At 66.4% G+C, this 16,897-nt stretch carries 15 protein-coding genes; 10 read left to right on the top strand and 5 right to left on the bottom strand.

Annotated elements, in window-relative coordinates; translation table 11 throughout:
* The first annotated feature begins 43 nt into the window (after window positions 1-43).
* Complete coding sequence (locus tag ACZ5T9_RS05535; RefSeq protein ID WP_464834316.1) at window positions 44-289, top strand: hypothetical protein; 246 nt, start codon at window positions 44-46, stop codon at window positions 287-289.
* On the opposite strand, the gene ACZ5T9_RS05540 is transcribed toward ACZ5T9_RS05535, so the two are convergent.
* The 5 genes from ACZ5T9_RS05540 to ACZ5T9_RS05560 all read right to left on the bottom strand — a co-directional run bounded on the left by ACZ5T9_RS05540 (window position 268) and on the right by ACZ5T9_RS05560 (window position 4,487).
* The gene (locus tag ACZ5T9_RS05540; RefSeq protein WP_464834317.1) at window positions 268-1,875 is read right to left on the bottom strand and encodes an MFS transporter; all 1,608 of its coding nucleotides are present in this window, start codon (window positions 1,873-1,875) and stop codon (window positions 268-270) included. The genes ACZ5T9_RS05535 and ACZ5T9_RS05540 overlap by 22 nt on opposite strands.
* Window positions 1,876-1,953: 78 nt before the next feature.
* A complete protein-coding gene (locus ACZ5T9_RS05545) occupies window positions 1,954-2,880 on the bottom strand; it encodes an ABC transporter permease (protein WP_464834318.1) in 927 nt (308 codons plus the stop codon).
* Complete coding sequence (locus ACZ5T9_RS05550) at window positions 2,840-3,676, bottom strand: ABC transporter ATP-binding protein (protein WP_464834319.1); 837 nt, start codon at window positions 3,674-3,676, stop codon at window positions 2,840-2,842. Before ACZ5T9_RS05550 ends, ACZ5T9_RS05545 begins: the two co-directional genes overlap by 41 nt.
* Window positions 3,673-4,125, bottom strand: coding sequence for a MarR family winged helix-turn-helix transcriptional regulator (locus tag ACZ5T9_RS05555; RefSeq protein ID WP_464834320.1), 453 nt, complete (start codon window positions 4,123-4,125; stop codon window positions 3,673-3,675). The genes ACZ5T9_RS05550 and ACZ5T9_RS05555 overlap by 4 nt, the downstream gene beginning before the upstream one ends.
* An 83-nt stretch (window positions 4,126-4,208) precedes the next feature.
* Window positions 4,209-4,487 carry a hypothetical protein gene (locus ACZ5T9_RS05560; RefSeq protein WP_464834321.1) on the bottom strand — a complete coding sequence of 93 codons (279 nt, stop codon included), beginning with the start codon at window positions 4,485-4,487 and terminating at the stop codon, window positions 4,209-4,211.
* Window positions 4,488-4,815: 328 nt separating this feature from the next.
* Between ACZ5T9_RS05560 and ACZ5T9_RS05565 the strand changes: the two genes are divergently transcribed.
* The 9 genes from ACZ5T9_RS05565 (at window position 4,816) to ACZ5T9_RS05605 (ending at window position 16,887) form a co-directional block, all read left to right on the top strand.
* Entirely contained in the window at window positions 4,816-5,358 is a 543-nt protein-coding gene (locus ACZ5T9_RS05565; protein WP_464834396.1) for a helix-turn-helix domain-containing protein, read from the top strand.
* A 4-nt stretch (window positions 5,359-5,362) separates the two neighbouring features.
* Window positions 5,363-5,437 carry a hypothetical protein gene (locus tag ACZ5T9_RS05570; RefSeq protein WP_464834397.1) on the top strand — a complete coding sequence of 25 codons (75 nt, stop codon included), beginning with the start codon at window positions 5,363-5,365 and terminating at the stop codon, window positions 5,435-5,437.
* A 92-nt stretch (window positions 5,438-5,529) separates the two neighbouring features.
* Entirely contained in the window at window positions 5,530-6,090 is a 561-nt protein-coding gene (locus ACZ5T9_RS05575; protein WP_464834322.1) for a thermonuclease family protein, read from the top strand.
* Between the two features lie 27 nt (window positions 6,091-6,117).
* The gene (locus ACZ5T9_RS05580) at window positions 6,118-7,383 is read left to right on the top strand and encodes a hypothetical protein (RefSeq protein WP_464834323.1); all 1,266 of its coding nucleotides are present in this window, start codon (window positions 6,118-6,120) and stop codon (window positions 7,381-7,383) included.
* A 534-nt stretch (window positions 7,384-7,917) separates the two neighbouring features.
* On the top strand, window positions 7,918-8,496 hold the full coding sequence (locus ACZ5T9_RS05585; RefSeq protein ID WP_464834398.1) for a Shedu anti-phage system protein SduA domain-containing protein: 579 nt from the start codon (window positions 7,918-7,920) through the stop codon (window positions 8,494-8,496).
* A gap of 205 nt (window positions 8,497-8,701) precedes the next feature.
* Complete coding sequence (locus tag ACZ5T9_RS05590; protein WP_464834399.1) at window positions 8,702-9,502, top strand: recombinase family protein; 801 nt, start codon at window positions 8,702-8,704, stop codon at window positions 9,500-9,502.
* A 97-nt stretch (window positions 9,503-9,599) separates the two neighbouring features.
* Entirely contained in the window at window positions 9,600-10,145 is a 546-nt protein-coding gene (locus ACZ5T9_RS05595; RefSeq protein WP_464834324.1) for a polysaccharide deacetylase family protein, read from the top strand.
* A 222-nt stretch (window positions 10,146-10,367) separates the two neighbouring features.
* Window positions 10,368-13,955, top strand: coding sequence for a protein NO VEIN domain-containing protein (locus ACZ5T9_RS05600; protein ID WP_464834325.1), 3,588 nt, complete (start codon window positions 10,368-10,370; stop codon window positions 13,953-13,955).
* A 97-nt stretch (window positions 13,956-14,052) separates the two neighbouring features.
* The gene (locus tag ACZ5T9_RS05605) at window positions 14,053-16,887 is read left to right on the top strand and encodes a DUF1156 domain-containing protein (RefSeq protein ID WP_464834326.1); all 2,835 of its coding nucleotides are present in this window, start codon (window positions 14,053-14,055) and stop codon (window positions 16,885-16,887) included.
* Window positions 16,888-16,897: the final 10 nt, after the last annotated feature.

A 16,897-nucleotide genomic window follows, 5' to 3' on the forward strand; every position in this document is an offset into this window, starting at 1 on the left:
GGCTGGATCGTGACAAAGGACCGTGACAAAGGGGGGTGGCAGGTTGGTTCCTCGCGGCGATGGGTTCACCCAGGACCCCGGCCGGTTCCTCCAGGGCGCGGAAGGGCCGGGCCTCGCCATGCACGCCGGCCGGACCCCGACCCGGGAGGCCATGGCGGAACAGGTGGCCCACCAGTTCGGCTTCGACAGCTGGGAGGAATTTCGCGCCGCCGCCGAGCGGCGCCTGGGCAAGGCGGTGGTGCGCCGGCTGGAGAGGGAGCTCGCCCGCTACCCGCGGGCGGGCTCGTAGGCACGGCCCCGGGCCGGGATCCACCGGATGAAGAGCAGGAGGCCCGCGGCCGGCACCAGCAGCGCCAGGGCCAGCTCCCGCAGCATGGCGCTCCCCAGCGGCCCGCCCAGCAGGATCCCCAGCAGGCTGCTGGAGAGGATGCTGCCGATGTAGCGGCAGGTCATGTAGAGCCCCGAGGCGGCCCCCGTTTCCTCCCGGGGGACGAACCGGTACAGGGCAGCCTGCAGCGCCAGGTTGTTCACGCCGTTGCTGGCGCCCAGAAAGGCCAGGACGGCGAAGGGCGCCGGCAGGGGCGCGGAAGGTCCCAGGGCCAGAAGGGCCAAGGTGCCGCCCAGCAGCGACAGCCCCGCCGCCCACAGCGCCGGCCGGTGACCCGCCCGGTCGACCCAGCGGCCGACCAGGGGCGAGGCGACGCTGCTGAAACCCGCCACCGAGAGCATCATCAGGCCGCTGCGCCCGGGGTCCAGGTGGCGGACCTCCTCGAAATAGGCCGGCATGCCGAAGAAGATGGTGTAGAAGGCGAGGTTGGAGAGGATCCACGCGCCGTAGACGGCGCTGCGGGCCCGGTCGCGGCGCAGCACCTCCAGGTCCAGAAAGGGCTCCCCGCCCGCCGCCTTGATGCGCCCTTCCCGGCGTGCCAGGGCCAGGCCCAGGGCCACGGCCACGGGCACCGCCCACCAGGCCGGGCGGGGCTCGGACAGGGAGAGCAGCGCCACCAGCCCGGCCACGACGGTTCCACCGAAGAGCATCATGCCCGGCAGGTCGAGCCCGCCGGCCCCTTCCGCCGCCCGGGCCCCCGGGGCGGGGGACGAACCCGGCCGCCCGGCATACCCGGTCCCGGCGGCGGTGACCCCGCCCAGGCCCGCGGCGCCGGGCCCGCCCCCGGCCGCTTCGCCGGCGCCTGCAGCGCCGGGCCCGCCACCCGCGACGCCGCCCGGGTCCCCGTTGCCGGGCTTCCTACCGGCGACCCCGCCCCGGCCGGCGCCGACGGGATCGCCGCCGGCTGCTCCGCCGGGCGGAAAGGCCCGGGCCGCCAGCACCAGGCTGAGGGCCACGGGCAGGTAGTTCACGTAGAACAGCGCCTGCCAGCCGCCGGCCTTGACCAGGAAGCCGCCCAGGGACGGGCCCAGGGCCGCCGAGGTGGAGGCGAACACCGCCAGGATGCCCAGGGCCTGGTCCGCTCGTCCGGTGAAGGCGTCGCGGACCGCAGACATGCCGGCCGGGTAGAGCGCCGAACTCCCCAGCGCCTGCAGCACCCGGGCGGCCACCAGGGCCCCCAGGGTCGGGGCGTGGGGCGCCAGGGCCGACGCGGCGGCCACCAGGACGAGCCCGGTGAAGAAGACCCGCCGCCGGCCCAGCCGGTCGGCCACCTTGCCCAGGACCGGCTGGCCCACCGCGCTGGCCAGGTAGAAGGCGGCGATGACCCAGGTGAGCCGCCCGATGGGCACCCGGAAGTCCCGGGCGATGGCGGGCAGCGCCACGGCGATCATCGACGAGTTGAGGGGATTCAAAAGGGCGCCGAAGGCCACGGCGGCCAGCAATAGGCCGCGGGCGGCCTCCGGACGGCTTCGCTCCGCCCTTGCCACCTTCCCGATTCACCGTCCCGGATGTTCACGGTCCCCAGGTCATGTTCACGGCCTGTCCCCAGGTCATGTTTACGGCCGTCAGGTCACGGCCCGCGGGTAGAGGCGGGAGGCCACGGCCACCAGGACCACCAGGCTCACCGCCAGGGCGCCCAGGTCCCACCCCAGGCCGAACTGGGCCGCGCCGCCCCGGATCATCAGCGCCCGCAGGGCGTCGACCTGGTAGGTCAGCGGGTTCACCCGCGCCACGCCGTGCAGCCAGGCCGGCATCAGGCTCAGCGGGTAGATGGCGTTGCTGGCGAAGAACAGCGGCATGGTGAGCACCTGCCCGATCCCCATGAACCGCTCCCGCGTCCGCACCAGGCAGGCCACGATCAGCGAGAAGGTCGAGAACACCGCCGCCCCCAGCACCACCGCCGCCAGCACGCCGGCCAGGGCGGCCGGATCGTACCGCACCGCCACCCCCGCGGCCGCGGCCAGGAGGTAGATCACCACCGCCTGGCTGAGGCCCCGCACCCCCGCCGACAGGGCCTTGCCCAGCACCAGGGCCGTGCGGGGCGCCGGGCTGGCCATGTACTTGTGCAGGATGCCCAGGTCGCGCTCCCAGATCAGCGAGATCCCGTAGAAGATGGCCACGAACAAGGTGCTCTGGGCCAGGATGCCCGGGGCCATGAAATCCAGGTACGGCAGGCCGCCGGTGGGGATGCCCCGCAGCCGCCCCATCACCTGCCCGAAGACCAGCACCCACAGGGCCGGCTGGACCGCCCGGGTGAGCAGCTCCACCGGATCGTGGCGCAGCTTGCGCACCTCGGCTTCAACCAGGGCCAGGGTTTGCCGGACGAACGCGGCCGCTGCGGCCAGCGGCCCGGGCTCCAGGGCGGCGGCGGAGCCGGTTCCACCCGGTGTGGTGAGAGCGCCGCCGGCGCTGGCGGTGCCGCCGGGACTCGGGGCCAGGGCACCAGGGGCGTCAGGAGAGGCGCCGGGCGGTGCGGCGGGTGCGGGCGACATCGCGGTAGGTCCCTCCCGTCTCCAGCGAGCTGCCGGTGAAGTGGACGAACACGTCCTCCAGGGCGGCGCCTGCACCCACCTGGGCTTTGAGGTCCGCCGGCGACCCCACGGCCGCGACCCGGCCGCGGTGGAGGATGGCCACCTGGTCGCAGAGTTCGTCGGCTTCCTCCATGTAGTGGGTGGTCAGCACCACGGTGGTGCCGAAGCGGTCGCGCAGGAGGCGCACCTGCTCCCAGACGCCGCGGCGGGCGGTGGGGTCGAGGCCTACCGTGGGCTCGTCGAGGAACAGCACGGCGGGTCGGTGGAGCAGGGACTGGGCGATCTCCAGGCGCCGGATCATCCCGCCCGAGTAGCGACGGACCAGGGTGTGGGCGGCGTCGGCCAGGCCGACCAGCTCCAGCAGCACCATGATGCGCCGGTGGCGCGCCCGGGCCGGGATCCCGAAGAGCTTGGCGAAGATCAACAGGTTCTCGTACCCTGTCAGGGAGCCGTCGGCGGAGAGGAACTGGGGCACGTAGCCCACCCGCCGGCGGACCGCGGCGGGCTGGCGGACCACGTCGAAGCCCGCCACCCGGGCCGTGCCGCCGCTGGGCGGCAGGAGGGTGGTCAGCATCTTGATGGTGGTGCTCTTGCCGGCGCCGTTGGGGCCGAGCAAGCCGAAGATCGACCCTGCGGGGATCACCAGGTTGAGGCGGTCGACGGCCACGAAGTCACCAAAGGTGCGGGTCAGGCCGCGGGTCTCGACGGCGGCGGGAGCGCCCCCAGGGGAGGCCTCCGCCAGGGGACCGGTAATCAACCTTGCGCCACCTCCTCGGCCACCCGCTGCAAGAGGTGCAGCCCCTCGGCCAGGGCCGAGAGCTCGTCGGGGTCGAACCCGGCCAGCCGGGCGGCCAGGGAGGCTTGGGTGCGGCGGCGGGCGACCTCCAGGTTCTCGCGGCCGGCCGGGGTCAGGTGCAGCACCACCCGCCGGCGCTCGGCGGGATCGGTCTCCCGGGTGACCAGCCCCCGTTGGACGAGCCGGCCGACCAGTGTCGACGCGGTAGGACGGGCCACACCCAGGTGCTCCGCCACGGCCGACAGCGACGCCCCCGGATGGCGGTCCAAGAAGACCAGGGTGCGGAACTGGGGGACGGACAGCCGGCCCGGCTGGTGGCGGCGCATCTCTGTGCGGATCAGGTGCATCACCCGCGGCACCACCTCAGTGATGGCGCGGGCGCAGGCTTCGGCCGTGAGGGAGGACGACATGGCAGGATCTCCTTTGCCGACGGGCTACGCGGGCATTCGTTTCGCCATGCTAAAGTTTAGTCTAGCTAACCGATGGGGCGGGGTCAAGGCGGGCCCCGTGTCCCGGCCCCCAGCAGGTAGGTCCCCAAGCTCCCCACCAGGGTGATGGCCCCCTTGAAGCCCGTCTCGCTCGCGCGGCGCCCCTCCTTTCCGGCAAAACAAAGCCGGGACCGCCGCTGGCGATCCCGGCAAGACCTCCGCGATGGGGGTTGGGGGATCGATTGGGGGTCCACGCCTGCCGCCCACGGGTGCGCATCCAGAATGCGGTGCGGCTCGGCGATGAAGGTGTCCTGGGCCGCCGCATCCTCCACCAGGGCCCGCAAGATGGACTCGTACCGTCGTTGCGGACGGTCATGAGCCGGGCGATGTGCGGCCAGGCGGCGACGGCCTGGCTGAGCCCTGCCGGGAGGCTGGTCAGGGCATTGCCGGCGACGCCCACCCTGGAGATGGTCCCCGTGGCATCCACGCGGAAGAAGAACAGCCCGACGTGGCTCACCCGGTCCCCATGGTCCAGGATGGTCCGCGCATCCCCTGCCGTCCCGGCCCACACGCCGGCGGCTTGCTGCGGCGCTGGGCGTCGCAATCCGTGAACTGTACGAGGATGACCGAGGCACGTTCAATCCTGCGGCGCTTTTGGCCCTGGGGCTGCCGTTGCGGCTCCGCAGAGCAAGACTGCTTGCTGGCCTTTCGCGGAAGCAGGCCGGGCAAAAAGCAAACGCTCCCCAACAGGAAGTCGAGGCCTGGGAATCCGGCACCCGCAGGCCGGATCCCGAAGCGCTGGTGCAGCTTGCCAAGTTGTACCGGGTTCCGGTTTCCTATCTATTGGGAGAACCGGACCAGCCCGTCCCGGGCGAAGTCACGCCGGATCCGCGGGATCTGCCCGCGGGGATCGGGGGCGTTCCCGTCCGGCTCGTGCGGGTGCCCGTTGTGGGGCGGGTTCATGCAGGCGAGTCGATGCCTCCAACCGAGCACCTCGAAGGTTACGAATGGATGGCCGAGGACGACGTCCGAGGCGGTACATACTTCTTCCTCATCGTCCGGGGCGATTGCTGGACGGTGGCCCCGCCCCCATCCGTGAGGGCTACCGGGTCCTGGTCCGTGTCCAGCCGGAGGTCGAGGACGGGCAGGTCGCCGTGGTCTTCCTCCCCAGGGGGAGGACGAGGCGGTCCTCCGCCGGGTCCGCAGGGCGAGTGAGCACGTGGTCCTGACCGCTGACAACCCCTCTTATCCGCCCGTGGTACTTCGACCCGACGAGGTCCGGATCGCGGGGTGAGTCACGCAGGTGACATTCGAGCCGGCAGCGGCGCGGGACGTGTGACGGCTTTCGGCTCACATCGGCCGTTTCGCGATGGAGGGGATGACTCGGTGCGTAAGCTGGCCGTGCCCCTGTTCTTGATGCTAGGGTTGGTCTTGGCAGCGTGCGGAGAGGCGGCGGGGGAAGGCCTCGAAGCGGGCCTGCAGGGCGGGCCACCCTCACCGCCTGCCCAGGAGCAACAGGCTTCCCCGCAGCCCCAGCCGGCAGCGGAATCGGGTCAGCAGCCGAAGCAGGAGCCACAGTCCCAGCCCCGGCAACAGGGGGATAAGCAGGCGGCAAAGGCCGAGCTACCTGCTGGCGTCACCCAGGCCAAGGTCCTCCGGGTCATCGACGGCGACACCATCGAGTTTGTCTACATCGCCGGCGCCCAACTGCCAGCCACCCGGGTCCGCCTCATCGGCGTGGATACGCCGGAGAGCACGACCCAGGTGCAGCCCTACGGCAAAGAAGCGCCCGCCTACACCAAGCGCCAGCTCGAGGGTAAGACGGTGCGGCTTGAGAAGGACGTCAGCGAGACCAACCGCTACGGAGGCGGCGGCTCGCCGGTTACCTCATGGATGGGACGTGACGCCATGGACCGTTCGGGCCGAGTCACTTCGGCACCGTGCTGATCTACACAGCTCAGGAGGACGATCGGCATGGCGAAGAACCCATTCTTGCGGATGTTCCTACAATACTGGCACAGGATCATAGGCCTCCGCGATCTCGTGCGTGAACTTGCACCCTTAACCAAAGAGCAGGACAGAAGACGCGCACAGGAGGTTTTTGATGCCTTCTCCCCTTATCTGGACTTGCCAGAAAGAGAGTCAGCGGCTACTTCGAGTCCTCCAAGCCTGAACCAAAGGCAGTTGCTAGAACTACTTGACATCTTTGACGATGCGATCTTTGGTCCGCAGCCCCTCCGCAGCTTGCTACTTTCGGGAAGTATTCTCGTCCTTTTAGTCAGCACCTTTGAACTCTTGATTACTGAACTCCTCCACCAGTACTTAATGTTACGGCCTCAGATATTGGCATCAAAGGACAAAGCTATCTCATGGGAAGAGCTGGTGAGAATGTCCTCCCTAGACGAAGTTATGCAGTACGTAATCGGCAAAAAACTCGATGGTATTATGCGTGGCGGCATAGATGAATGGTGTGAGTTCCTATCCGACCATAACATCTACGTTCAAAATATCGTTCAGGATTGGGACAGCTTTTACGAGACCTTTCAGCGCCGACATATCATTGTTCACAACGGTGGACGAGCCAATACCCATTACCTCAACAAAGTAAGCAAGAAGTGGATTAAGACACAGAACCCTCCGATCCAGGTAGGAAAACAACTATTTCCCTCGTCAAGCTATCTTGAAAATAGAATTGAGTTGTTTCTGTCTAGCGGATTACTGCTCTGTGATGCCATTTGGGCAAAGTTGAGACCCGACGACCCCATTCGAGAGGAGGTTCTATCCAAGGTCAGCTATAGGCTCCTAAGGGATTCCGAATGGCGTGCTGCGTCTTTGCTCTATGAGGGACTCCTAAACCATTCTGTACTAACAGACGAGTCCCGAATGATATTCAAACTTAATCTCTGTTTATGCTATAAGCGAATGGGTCGACTAGAATCGCTCCAGGAAATACTAGGAGAATTTGACCTTCACATTGTCCATCCCAGATTCGCATTGGCCTATTACGCACTCATCGACGACAGGAATAAGTTCTTCGAATGTCTTGATCAGCTCGCTGCAGCAAAGCGAATTTTGAGTAAGGAGTTGGAGGAATGGCCCATCCTTGAGGAAATGCGATCTGACCATCGCTTTTCTCGATATGTTAAGAGGATCAAGTCAGCCGAAAAGAAAAGGATGTTGACCTTGGTGCGGCGCAAACAAGATGGCCTGGCCGTACCATCGATTGATAACGAGCAATGAGTGAAGGAACGTAGATATTGGCAGGCCTAAATTGCGCGTATATGAATAGGGTGGGGACAAAGGAGCGACTTAACAATGGCTTATACAAGAGTGGCTAAGAAAATTGAACAGTACCAGAGAGCTTACTATGATGAGCAATGCATTCTAATCGGACAGTATGCCGGAATTTTAGATGCCCTTCCTCGATTTCTTCGGACAACGTGCCGAGTAGAAGCCCACCTTTCTACCGGTGGAGTGGTCATTCTCCACTACCCAGCATCTACATTCCAATTTTATTGCTGGTCCACATCTGAACCTATTGACCGCATTACGCGACAGGTGACACGGGGAATTATCGAAATCGAACGTGGTAGTAGGCAGTTGCACCTAGACATTGCTGACATCGAAATTCGCCGGCACGACGGTAGTGTGCATTGGAAACCAGAATGGTGCCGGGCTCAAATCTTAATACCATTTAAATCCAGCCACTGGACAAGGGAACTTGGGCGTGCTAATGCAAGAAGTGAGTTTTTATCCTTCGTCACCGCGCATCTAATGAATCTTCGGGAAAGTGATGTGTCTAGAGTTCGCGATCTCACCATCCAGAGACTAAGTCACGCCATAAGGGATTTTAGATCGCTATTGGACTCGGCCAATCGGGAGGAAGAGATTCAATTGTTCTTGGAACAACATCCATACCTATTGGATCCATTAGCGCTTGAGATTCGACCGAAGGTAAAGCTTGGTTCTGAGTATATTTCTGATTTCGTGATTATAAAGCCGAACAGTGAATATGTGCTTGTTGAAATCGAACAGCCTCGATACCCTCTATTCACGAAGCGTGGCGATCCCTCACAGTACCTAAGTCACGCCGAACGCCAAGTCCAAGACTGGTTGACTTGGGTTCAAGACAACATTGCATACGCAAGAAACATTTTCCCGGGGGTAGTAAGTTCGCATGCTTGGGTAGTCATTGGACGACGGTCCAGCCTATCGCGGGATGGAGAGCGCCTGCTAGTTTCTCGGAACTCATATCTACATCGTATTACCATTAAGACATACGATCATTTGATTGAAACTGCGGAGGTGTACTTGAATAGCTTGATGCGGCTCGCTACCGATCACAATCGATGATCTACATTTAAATGCCAAAAATCTGCTCCACGGTTGTAGCGGATTAATTAACTTTGTGACTACTAGCATCGCTGTATTGGGGTCCAACCGTGCTGAGTTAGGAAAGACCGGCCGCGTTTAAGGATCCAACTACATAGACTTCTTTTCATCGTCAGCAACGTCATGGCTAGGACGGGAACATAGTATGTCACCACCGCTGGTTGGCATGTATTGTAGGGTCTCAACCGACGAACAAGCCCGTAACGGCTTTTCCATTACCGCCCAACGCGACCGACTCCTGCCCTTTTGCCATGCCCAGGGATGGGGTGTGGCAGCCGTCTACGTCGACGAGGGCCACCCCGGCGCGACCCTGGACCGACCGCAGCTCACTCGGCTCAGTGAGGACGTGAAGGCCTGCCGGATCAACCTGGTTCTTGTTTGGAAGGTAGACCGCTTCTCCCGGCGCGTCTCCCACCTTGCCCAGCTCATTGAGGAATTCGACCGCCACGGGTGCGCGTTCCGGTCGGTCACCGAGCCCTTTGACACCAGCCACGCGGCCGGTCGGGCCTTTCTCCAGATGCTGGCGATGTTCGCGGAGTTCGAGCGCGAGCTGATCCGCGAGCGCGTGACCCAGGGGATCCACCAGCGGATCAAGGCCGGCTACATTCGCGGCCGCCCCAAAGCCCTGGGATACATCATTCCCGGCAACGGCGAGGTCTGGCGGGTCGACGAACGCGAGGCCGCCGCCGTCCGGTGGATCTACGACCAGTGTCCCCGTGGCGTGGGCTCGATGCGGATCGCTATGGCCCCCAAGGAGGGGTCCCGGAGCTGCCTGCGGACGTGCGACCCTGAACGGCACCCTGCTCCCCAGTCGACACGAGGCGATCGTCGACCCGGACCGGTGGCAGCAGGTTCGGGCGATGTTCAAGAAGCGGCAGGCCTTCGGGCCCCGAAGCAGGCCGTCCCCGTACATCCTAAGCGGGCTCGTCTACTGCGGGGCCTGCGGTTCGCCGATGTGGGGATTTAGCCAAAGCCGCCAACCGCGGGGGCGAACGTAGCCGAAGCGGACGACGCGAACGCGGGAGAGCCGGTATGCGTACTACGTGTGCAAGCAGGGCGGCACGATGGAAGGCCGCCTCCGAACGTGCCGCAACTGGGGCACCCGCAAGGAGCGGGTCGAGGCCGAGGTCCTGAACCGGGAGCGGGCCCGGCGTCACCCCGAGCTGGTGCGCCGGATGATGGCCGAGGGGCACCTGGTGGGCAGTCACACCGAGCACCACCGGCACGCCTACCTGCTGCTGCCGTGGGCCGCCTGGCGCGAGGTCACGCACGGGGCCGAGAGCGTGGCCGCGGCGGCGGGGGTCCGGCCGCGCTGGTTCCGGCCTCCCTGGGGCGCGTTCAACCTGGCGACGCGCGTCGCCGCGACCTTCACCGGGCAGCGGCCCGTGCTCTGGTCCATCACCGGCGGCGACTGGTCCCGGCGGGAGACCGCCCACCGCATCGTCGACCGTGTGACCCGCCGCTTGCACCCGGGCGCCGTGATCGTGCTGCACGACGCCGGCGGAGCCCCGGGGGCACCCGAGAATACGGTGGCGGCGCTCCCCACCATCATCGAGACGGCGCGCCGGCGCGGGTTCCGCTGGGTGCGGCTCGACGAGCTGGTGCCGTAGCCGGCCCCGCCGGTCCAGTAGACGCACGGGCTAGCGCCGAACAGGCGATCCGCTGACGATCCGGGTGCTCCCACGTGCCAACGGGTCGGAAGGGAGCCTCCCGACCGCTCACGGCGACCGCCACCCGCCAGCAGGGAACCGCGCCGGATGGCGAAGTAAATACCCCGTGTGTTCGAACGCACCCATGTCCCACAATCCGCCGGACGAAGAGGGGCCCCAGCCTTGGTTCGCCTTGAACAGATCACCCGCGGGACGCAATTGAAGGGGATCCTGCCCAGCGGGCCGGTGACGGTCGTCGACGTCCGCTGGCACGGGTCCAACGTCATCGAGCTCTTCTACAAGGACCCGTCGGGGCGGCCGGGCACCGAGCTGGTCTTTCGGGACCGGGAACCGGCCCTGGAGATCGTCACGCCCGGCCGGCCGTGGAACCTGGAGGCCGACGGGGCGGCCCTGCGCCTGGTCTCCGAGGCCTTGCGCATCCGCCTGGCCCATCTCTTCGACCCGCTGCTGGCGGTGCACACGTCGCTGATCGAACCCCTGCCCCACCAGATCACGGCGGTCTACGGGGAGATGCTGCGCCGGCAGCCGCAGCGCTTCCTCCTGGCGGACGACCCCGGCGCCGGCAAGACCATCATGGCCGGGCTCCTGATCAAGGAGCTGATGCTGCGGGGCGACGTGCACCGGTGCCTGATCGTCTGCCCTGGCAGCCTGGTGGAGCAGTGGCAGGACGAGCTGTCGGCCAAGTTCGACCTGCCCTTCGAGATCCTGACCAACGACCGCATCGAGGCGGCCCGGACCGGCAACGCGCTGGCGGAGATGCCCCTGGTCATCGCCCGCCTGGATAAGCTGGCGCGGGACGAGGTGCTGCAGTCCAAGCTGGCCCGTACCGAGTGGGACCTGGTGGTGGTGGACGAGGCCCACAAGATGTCGGCCTCCTTCTTCAGCGGTGAGATCCGGGAGACCAAGCGGTACAAGCTGGGCAAGCTGCTGGCCTCCGTCACCCGGCACCTCCTGCTGATGACGGCCACGCCCCACAACGGCAAGGAGGAAGACTTCCAGCTCTTCATGGCCCTTTTGGACGGTGACCGCTTCGAGGGGCGGTTCCGGGACGGCGTCCACACCACGGACGTGTCCGACCTCATGCGCCGCATGGTCAAGGAAGACCTGGTCCGCTTCGACGGGACCCCCCTCTTCCCGGAGCGCAAGGCCTATACCGTCGCCTACGAGCTCTCCGACGGCGAGGCAGCCCTTTACAAGGCGGTCACCGACTACGTCCGCCAGGAGTTCAACCGCGCCGATGCCCTGCAGAACGAGGGGCGCAAGGGCACCGTCGGGTTTGCCCTGACCATCCTGCAGCGGCGGCTGGCCTCGTCCCCGGAGGCCATTTACCAGTCCCTGCGCCGGCGCCGCGAACGGCTGGAGCGGCGCCTGCGGGAGGAAGAGGCCTTGCGCCGCGGTGCCGAGGCGCAGCGGCGCCTGGCTCACCTGGCCCCGGCGGTCGCAGGCGCTGCAGCCGGACGGGGCCCACGCCTAGAATGGTGGGATGAACTGCCGCAACTGGACGCGTCGGAGTGGGCGGACCTGGAGGACGACGCGCCCGCCGGCGAGCTGGAGCAGGTCGAGGAGGCCATCGTCGATCAGGCGACGGCCGCCCAGACCATCGCCGAGCTCCGAGCGGAGATCGAAACCCTCAAAGAGCTTGAAGCCCTGGCCTTACGGGTGCGCCAGAGCGGCACCGACCGCAAGTGGGAGGAGCTCTCCAAGATCCTCCAGGACCGGGAGGTCATGTTCGACGCCCGGGGGCACCGGCGCAAGCTGGTGATCTTCACCGAGCACCGGGACACGGCCCGATACCTGGCCTGGCGGATCCAGACCCTGCTGGGGCGCCCCGAGGCCGTCGTGGTCATCGAGGGCACCATGGGCCGGGAGGAACGCCGCAAGGCGCAGGAGCTCTTTACCCAGGATCCCAACGTGCATGTGCTGGTGGCCACCGACGCCGCCGGCGAGGGGATCAACCTCCAGCGGGCGCATCTCATGGTCAACTACGACCTGCCGTGGAACCCCAACCGGCTGGAGCAGCGGTTCGGCCGCATCCACCGCATCGGCCAGACGGAAGTCTGTCACCTCTGGAATCTGGTGGCCCAGAACACCCGGGAGGGCGAGGTCTACCTGGCCCTGCTGCGCAAGCTGGAGGCGGAGCAGCGGGCCCTGGGCGGGCGCGTCTTTGACGTGCTGGGCAAGGCCATCGACGGGGCGGAGCTGCGCAACTTGATGATCGAGGCCATCCGCTACGGCGACCGGCCCGACGTGCGTGCCCGCCTGAACCAGGTGGTCGCCGTGCGGCTGGACCGGGAGCGGCTGCGCCAGCTGCTGGAGGAGGGGGCCCTGGCCCGCGACACCCTGGACGCCCGCCAGGTCCAGCAGATCCGGGAAGAGATGGAGCGGGCCGAGGCCCGCAGGCTGCAGCCCCACTTCATCGAAGCCTTCTTCCTTGAGGCCTTTCGCCAGCTGGGCGGCGCAGCCCGCCAGCGGGAGCCCCGGCGCTACGAGATCACCCATGTGCCCTCGGTGATCCGGCAGCGGGACCGAGTGATCGGCCGGGGGGCGCCGGTTCTTCCGCGGTATGAGCGCATCTGCTTCGAAAAGGAGCTCATCCGGGTCCCCGGCCGGCCGCCCGCCGCCTTCGTCTGCCCCGGCCACCCCTTGCTGGACGCGACCCTCGACGTGATCCTTGAGCGGGGCCGGCCCCTGCTCAAGCAGGGGGCGGTGCTGGTGGACGAGCGGGATCCCGGCGAGACGCCCCGCTGGCTCTTCTACCTCGAACATGCCGTCCGAGACGGCCGGGTGGACGCCGAGGGCCGCGTGCGGGTGGTCTCGCGGCGCTTGCAGTTCGTCGAGATCGATGCCGAAGGTCGCGCCCGCAACGCGGGCTACGCCCCGTACCTGGACTACCGGCCTGTGGCGGAGGACGAGAAGGCCCTCCTGGCCGCCGAACTCGAGGCCCGGCTGGGGGGAACCCGGGCCCACGATCTCGAAACCCAGGCCGTCTCCTATGCCATCGCGCACCTGGTGCCCGAGCATTTGGAGGAAGTGCGGCGGCACAAGGTGGCCCTGGTGGACAAGACCATGGCGGCCGTCAAGGACCGCCTCACCAAGGAGATCGCCTACTGGGACCATCGGGCCGAGGAACTGCGCCTGCAGGAGCAAGCAGGCAAGGTCAACGCCCGCATCAACTCCGCCCGGGCCCGCCAGCGGGCCGACGAGCTCCAGGCCCGGCTGGAGAAGCGCATGCGGGAGCTCGAGCAAGAGAAGAACCTGGCCCCCCTGCCGCCGGAGGTCCTGGGCTACGCCCTGGTGGTCCCGATAGGGCTGCTGCGGCGGCTGCGGGGGGAGGGGACGTTGGACGAACCCGGCCTGTTCGCCCGGGAGACGGAAGAGGTCGAGCGCCTGGCCATGGAGGCGGTCATGGAGTCGGAGCGGGCCCTCGGCTACGAGCCCCGGGACGTGAGCCGGGACCGCTGCGGGTACGACATCGAATCCCGGATCCCCGCCCAGCCGGGCCGGCTGCGGTTCATCGAGGTCAAGGGTCGCGTCGCCGGCGCCCGGACGGTGACGGTGACGAAGAACGAGATCCTCACGGCCCTCAACAAGCCCGACGACTACATCCTGGCCCTGGTGCAGGTGCAGGAGGGCCGGGTGCAGGGGGTCCGGTACGTGCGGCGGCCCTTCCGGCGGGAACCGGACTTCGGGGCGGCCAGTGTCAACTACGATTGGGATGAATTGTGGGGGCGGGGGGAGGAGCCCCGGTAGGATCCCCGCCTCAAGCCACAGGGCCCCACGCAGGACCCTGCCACCGACTCATCGCCGTATAGGGACGCGTCATCAACGTTCGTGAGGTGCACCCATCGTGACCCGGAAGAAACTCATCGAAGTCGCCCTGCCTTTGCCCGAGATCAACGACGCATCGGCCTACGACAAGATGCCGGGGATCGGGCCGCATCCCAAGGGGATCCATCACTGGTGGGCGCGCCTGCCGCTGCCGGTGGCCCGGGCGGTGCTGTTTGCCTCGGTGGTCGACGACCCGTCGAGTCATCCCGAGCGGTTTCCCACCGAGGAGGACCAGGCGCGGGAGCGGGAGCGCCTCTTTGGCATTATCCGGAAGATGATGCAGAAGCAGCTCCACAAGCACCCCGAGGTCTACGCCGAGGCCCGGGCCGAGATGCTCAAGCACTGTGACGGGAAACTGCCGCCGGTGCTCGACCCCTTCGCGGGCGGGGGTTCCATCCCGCTGGAGGCGGCACGCCTGGGGTTCGAAGCCTACGCGGGGGATACCAACCCGGTGGCCGTTCTCCTCAATAAGTGCAACCTGGAGATCGCACCGCGGTGGGCCGACCACCCGCCCGTGAACCCGGAGGACCGCGGCAGGATCGGTGGAAACGCCCGGTGGCGTGGCACGGCCGGGCTCGCAGCGGACGTGCGTTACTACGGGCGAGTGATCCTCGAGCGGGCCCGCGAGAAGATCGGCCACCTCTATCCCCCGGTCAAGGTCACGCCGGAGATGGCCGAGGGGCGGCCGGACCTCCAGCCGCACGTGGGCAAGGAACTGCCGGTGATCGCCTGGATCTGGGCGCGGACCGTCCCGAGCCCGAACCCGGCGGCCCGGGGTGCCCACGTGCCGCTCATGAGTACCTTCTGGCTCTCGAGCAAGAAGGGTAGCGAGGCGTACCTGGAGCCGGTGGTGGACCGGGCAGCCGGCACCTGGCGCTTCAACGTGCGGACCGGGGCGCCGAAGGATCGGGCAGCGGCAAAGGCGGGAACTAAGCAGACGGGATCTGGATTTCAATGCATTCTAACAGGAACGCCGATTTCATTCGACTACGTCCGGGAACATGCATCGCAAGGGCGAATGGACATCGTCATGGTGGCAGTGGCGGCGGAGAGCCCGAGAGGAAGGGTCTACCTTCCCCCGACGCCGGAGCATGTAGGCGCTGCGAGGTCAGCGAACCCGTCGGCATTCCCGGAGACCGACCTACCTGAAAACGCCCTTGGGTTCCGCATCCAAAAGTACGGCATAACCAAGCACTGGCAAATGTTCACTCCCCGCCAGCTCACAGCGATGGTAACGCTGTCGGATCTCGTGCGAGATGTGCGGGCAGATGTACGGCGGGATGGAATCGCAGCAGGGCTTTCGCACGACGAGGCGGATGCCTATGCCACCGCGGTGGTAACATTTCTTGCGTTGGCGCTAGACAGGTGTGCGGATTACAACAATGCTTTATGCAGATGGGTCCCACAAACCCAGAAAGTGGAGAACCTTTTCGGTAGGCAGGCCATTCCCATGGTTTGGGACTTTGGGGAGGCAAATATTCTGGGCGAGTCGGTCGGTGCGTGGACTACTGTTGTAAGCCGGGTTGCGGACTGCCTTGAGTGTTTGGCACAAGCCAGCCTCAGCAAGGGTACAGCCCGCGTGGTAGAAGCCACTCGGCCGTGGGACGGTTTGAACGACGTTCTCGTCAGCACCGACCCGCCCTACTATGACAATATCGGCTATGCGGCCCTCTCGGGCTTCTTCTACGTGTGGCTGCGGCGTACCATCGGGGATCTTTACCCGGATCTTTTCGCGACGATCCTAGTGCCCAAGGAGCCGGAACTGGTGGCCGCTCCGGAGCGGTTCGATGGAGACAAGTACGCAGCCAAGGAACACTTCGAACAAGGCTTCCGTCGGGCTTTCGCGCAACTGCGCGAGAAGATGGACCCACGCTTTCCCTTGACTGTCTACTATGCCTTTAAGCAGGACCACGAGGAGACTGGCACGGACGAAGGGGCCGGCCAGACGAATGGCAACCGGGTGGATCGTACCACCGGCTGGGAGACTATGTTGGAAGCGTTGATCAACTCGGGCTTTCAGATCACAGCCACCTGGCCGGTGCGGGCGTCGCAGAAGTGGCGGATGCGGGCCATTGGTTCCAATGCTCTCGCCTCCTACATCGTGCTTGCCTGCCGGCCTCGGCCCAAGGATGCGCCGCGGACGGACCGGCACGGGTTCATGGCTGAGCTCAAGCGTGAACTACCCCAGGCGATCAAGCGCCTCCAGCAAGGCAATGTTGCCCCCGTGGACTTGGCCCAGGCCGCCGTCGGCCCCGGCATGGCCGTGTTCTCCCGGTACAGCCAGGTGTTGGAACCGGACGGCCGGAAGATGACGGTCCGTACCGCCCTGGCCCTGATCAACCAGGTTCTCACCGAGGTGCTGGCCGAGCAGGAAGACGAATTCGACAACGCGACCCGCTGGGCCATCGCCTGGTACGAGCAGCACGGGTTCGAAGAGGGGGAGTTCGGCGAGGCCGAGCTGCTGTCCAAGGCCAAGGTGACCACCCTGTCCGGCCTGGAGCAGGCGGGGATTGTGCGGGCGCAGCGCGGCCGCGTTCGTCTGCTGCGACCGGAGGAACTGGATCGCGGCTGGGACCCCGAGCACGACAAGGCGCCCACCGTCTGGGGCGCCGGCCACCAGCTCCTCCGGGTCTACTACCACGAGAACGCCGGCGAGGAAGCCACCGCCCGGCTGGTGGCCAAGCTGGGCGGCCGGGCGGAGATGGCCCGGGACCTGGCCTACCGGCTGTTCCGCATCAGCGAGCGCAAGGGCCGGACCCAGGAGGCCCTGGCCTACAACGCCCTGGTCCTGGCCTGGCCGGAGCTGGCGCGCCTGGCCCGCGACCGCACGGCCCAGCAAGAGTCCCTCTTCTAACGGGGGTGGG

Source organism: Thermaerobacter nagasakiensis, from assembly GCF_055396825.1.

Coding starts and splice junctions, on each gene's coding strand:
- ACZ5T9_RS05545 (WP_464834318.1), bottom strand. CDS start 2,880: ATGTCGCCCGCACCCGCCGCACCGCCCGGCGCCTCTCCTGACGCCCCT.
- ACZ5T9_RS05555 (WP_464834320.1), bottom strand. CDS start 4,125: ATGTCGTCCTCCCTCACGGCCGAAGCCTGCGCCCGCGCCATCACTGAG.
- ACZ5T9_RS05580 (WP_464834323.1), top strand. CDS start 6,118: ATGGCGAAGAACCCATTCTTGCGGATGTTCCTACAATACTGGCACAGG.
- ACZ5T9_RS05585 (WP_464834398.1), top strand. CDS start 7,918: ATGAATCTTCGGGAAAGTGATGTGTCTAGAGTTCGCGATCTCACCATC.
- ACZ5T9_RS05590 (WP_464834399.1), top strand. CDS start 8,702: ATGTATTGTAGGGTCTCAACCGACGAACAAGCCCGTAACGGCTTTTCC.
- ACZ5T9_RS05595 (WP_464834324.1), top strand. CDS start 9,600: ATGGAAGGCCGCCTCCGAACGTGCCGCAACTGGGGCACCCGCAAGGAG.